General features: G+C 46.7%; 1 protein-coding gene. It reads right to left on the bottom strand.

Translation table 11 applies throughout. From position 1 onward, the window contains the following. The coding region (locus ICN28_RS09360; protein WP_216288155.1) for a hypothetical protein at positions 1-4,259 on the bottom strand (4,259 nt) is incomplete at both ends.

Genomic DNA, 4,259 nt, shown 5'->3' with positions numbered 1-4,259 from the left:
TTGCAGTTTGACCTGCCGTGAACGTTTCTGGTGTACCGTCATTATTAGTGTCAACTGTAAAGCCTGTGAGCGTGATTGCACCATCACCAGACGTTAAACCACTATCAATCACATTGCCTGATTTAGGCGTATCTTCAGGCGTTGTAACAGCCTCATTCGCATCAACGAATACATCGTTGACAGGGGTAATGTTAATGGTAATGGTATTCGGGATTTGATCTGTATCCTGGCCACCATTGAGGGTACCGCCATCATCCGTAACTTGGAATGTAAAACTGGCGTAACCAGTGCCATTTTCATTTGCGACTGGTGCATAAACTAAATCGCCAATATCATCCGCTGGAATAACTTGACCAACAGTAACATCAACACCATCAAGTTTTAGAGTTCCATCTATTGGAAGCGTCGTAATCGTGACAGACTGCAGGCTATTTGCAGGTGTATCACTTGGATCAGAGAATCCAAAGTCTGACGCTGAGAATGTGTAACTTCCATCCTCAAGAACATCAATAGTTTTATTAGCGCCTTCTGGAGCATCATTGCGATCCAGATCTAAAGAGGAAGGATTCACATCTGGCGTACCAGATGTGCCGCTATAGACATTTCCAGTTCCATCATCCTTAATGGTTGCTGTACCAACAACAGAAGATGTGCCTGTATTAGTTGCGGTTAATGTGAACGTCTCTCCATTATCTGCAGGAGTATCGTTTGAGATTAATGCACGAACTAGTAATGAAGTGCCTGTGATTGGTATCTGTACAAAATCACCCGGCATATATGCCTGCCACACACTTCCATCAAAATACTCTAGATCAGTACCATAGTCTGCTGAAGTTGCTGTGCCATCCGCTACCTCCAACTCAACATACTGACCAGATGCTCCGCCTACTGTAAATACAGCGTATGGCGAACCTTCATTGACAGTTAGGTTATTGACTGTGAGAGGTCGGTCATCATTCGGTAATGGAGATGCAACTGAAGGTGTTACTTCTGACGATGTTGGCGCTAGAACAGTTGGTGAAGTCAATTCATTATTGACCAACTCCGGTGCAGCCTCATTCACAGATGTATTAGGATCATCTGTTACAAATAACGCGCCAGTTCCATCATCCTTAATTGTGCAAATACCCTCAACTGACACATTACTTGAGTTAGTAGCAATTAATTTAAATGTTTGACCATTATCTGAAACTGTATCGTTGGCAATTGGCGTACGTACTAATAACGTGCCATTTACATCCAATGTCAGACTTTGACCTGAAACATACGGAACCCAAGCACTACTTGATGAATCCCAATACTCCAAACCTGTCCCAGTAGCAGCGCCATAATCAACACCCGCTCCAGATGCAGGGTCAGCATCTCCAACAGCAAGAGCCAAATTAGAAACTACTTGGTTAGCAATTCCAGTAACAGTAAATACTGCATAAGGCGAACCTTCATTCACAATGACATCATCAACAAATAAGGATCGGTCATCATCTAACGGTGTAGCAACAGTATCTGGAGTACCAGAAGTATTGTTAGCATTAAATATGCTTCCAGTACCCATATCCATAATTGTTGCGGTACCAACAGCATAGCCAGTTCCCACGTTGGTTGCTGTTAAGGTGAAGGTTTCACCAGTATCAAGTGGTCCATCATTGGTGATAGCTGTGCGTACCAGCAAGCTTCCCGTCTCTCCGGAAGTAGCATCTCCATCAGTCGGAATTTGCACAAAGCTATTTGGTGTGTAAGGTTGCCATGTAGTACCGTCAAAGTACTCCAAGCTAGAGCCATAATCAGCTGAGCTGGCAGTATCGTTAGCTGTTGCTAATTTGACATACTGACCTTCGGTGCCGCCAACAGTAAATACAGCGTATGGTGAACCTTCATTGACAGTCAAATTATTGACAGTTAATGGGCGATCATCATTCAATGTTGCAGCATTAACAGTGTCTGGGGTGATCGTATTATTGCTCGCACTAAATACACTACCAGTTCCATCATCTTTAATTGTGCCAACACCAGTAGCCGTGGAACCACCAGTGTTTGTTGCCAATAAATTGAAGGTTTCATTATTGTCTGCAGGCGTGTCATTGCTAATAGCTGTACGAACCAATAAACCACCAGCCGGAATTTGAACAAAATCACCAGGCGTGTAGTTCTGCCAAGTGCTACCGTCAAAGTATTGCAAACTTGGAGCTGCATCCGTACCAACTATAGCGGTACCAGAGCTAAGGGCTAGGCTGGTGTACTCACCAGTAGAGCCAGTTACCTGAAATACCGCATATGGCGAACCTTCGTTCACGGTGACGCTAGTTACTGCAAGCGGACGATCATCGTTAGGCAAGTTACCTGCATCAGCAGCACTAACCACACCATTGGTAGGTGTAGGCGCAGCTACTGTTGGCGGGACCAGGCTGGTAGGGTCAATCGAATCAAACACTGCACCAGTACCATCATCCTTAATGGTGACAGTGGCTGGTGAAGCGGATGTGCCATCAGTATTGGTAGCAGTCAGACTAAACGGTTCGCTATTGTCTGAACTGCTATCTTGCTCTGGTGCTAGCAATACACGGACTAATGCCTTGCCGGCATTATCTAGCGGAATTAAATCACCTGCACTGTAAGGAACCCAAGCAGAACCATTCCAGAACTCAATGCTGGTTAATGGGCTAGTGGTATTAGTTGGCAAACTTAATGATGCCAACTGATTAGGGGCTCCGCTCACTTCAAATGCAGCATATGGTGATGCTTCGTTGACCACCGGTGCAATAGCAGAAACTGTTAGAGGACGGTCGTCGTTTGGAACTTTTGAGGCATCCGCGGACGGAATAACCCCATCGCTATTAAAGCCTGGCGGACTGACCATTGGCGCCACACCATTTGCTGGCGCGGACTCATCAATACCAACAGTAGCCGGATCATCAGCAACAAATACCGCACCAGTGCCGTCGTCTTTAATCGTGCCAACACCAGTGACAGCTGTGCCACCTGTGTTTGTCGCAACCAAGTTGACGGTTTCATTATTGTCACCAGCTGGGTCATTGGTTACTGGTGTACGTACCAATAAACCACCTGCTGGGATAGCAACAAAGCTATCTGGTGTGTAAGGCACCCAAGCACCTGCTCCACTATTTGCAGTTGGATCAAAGTACTCTATGGCAGTTCCTGTATCAGTACCAACAGCACCTGTTCCGGAGGTCAAGCTTAGCTTAGTGAGCTCACCGGTAGTGCCAGTCACTGTAAATACAGCATATGGTGAACCTTCGTTCACGGTGACGCTAGAGACAGCCAATGGACGATCATCATCCAATGGAGCGGTAGGCGTATCTGGAGTACCAGTGGTATTAGCAGCTGTAAATATGCTGCCAGTGCCGTCGTCTTTAATCGTGCCAACACCAGTGACAGCTGTGCCACCTGTGTTTGTCGCAACCAAGTTGACGGTTTCATTATTGTCACCAGCTGGGTCATTGGTTACTGGTGTACGTACCAATAAACCACCTGCTGGGATAGCAACAAAGCTATCTGGTGTGTAAGGCACCCAAGCACCTGCCCCACTATTTGCAGTTGGATCAAAGTACTCTAAGGCAGTTCCTGTATCAGTACCAACAGCACCCGTTCCGGAGGTCAAGCTTAGCTTAGTGAGCTCACCGGTAGTACCAGTTACTGTAAATACAGCATATGGTGAACCTTCGTTCACGGTGACGCTAGAGACGGCCAACGGACGATCATCATCCAATGGAGCGGTAGGCGTATCTGGAGTGCCAGTGGTATTAGCAGCTGTAAATATGCTGCCAGTGCCGTCGTCTTTAATCGTGCCAACACCAGTGACAGCTGTGCCACCTGTGTTTGTCGCAACTAAGTTGACGGTTTCATTATTATCACCAGTTGGGTCATTGGTTACTGGTGTACGTACCAATAAACCACCTGCTGGGATAGCAACAAAGCTATCTGGTGTGTAAGGCACCCAAGCACCTGCCCCACTATTTGCAGTTGGATCAAAGTACTCTAAGGCAGTTCCTGTATCAGTACCAACAGCACCCGTTCCGGAGGTCAAGCTTAGCTTAGTGAGCTCACCGGTAGTACCAGTTACTGTAAATACAGCGTAAGGTGAACCTTCGTTCACGGTGACGCTAGAGACGGCCAACGGACGATCATCATCCAATGGAGCGGTAGGCGTATCTGGAGTGCCAGTGGTATTAGCAGCTGTAAATATGCTGCCAGTGCCGTCGTCTTTAATCGTGCCAACACCAGTGACAGCTGTGCCACCTGTG

Origin of the sequence: Polynucleobacter sp. 30F-ANTBAC (genome assembly GCF_018882385.1) — a bacterium.
In the GTDB taxonomy this organism is placed as follows: domain Bacteria; phylum Pseudomonadota; class Gammaproteobacteria; order Burkholderiales; family Burkholderiaceae; genus Polynucleobacter.
Note: the sequence above shows the minus strand (reverse complement) of the source record. Positions and strands in the feature narration are given on the sequence as shown.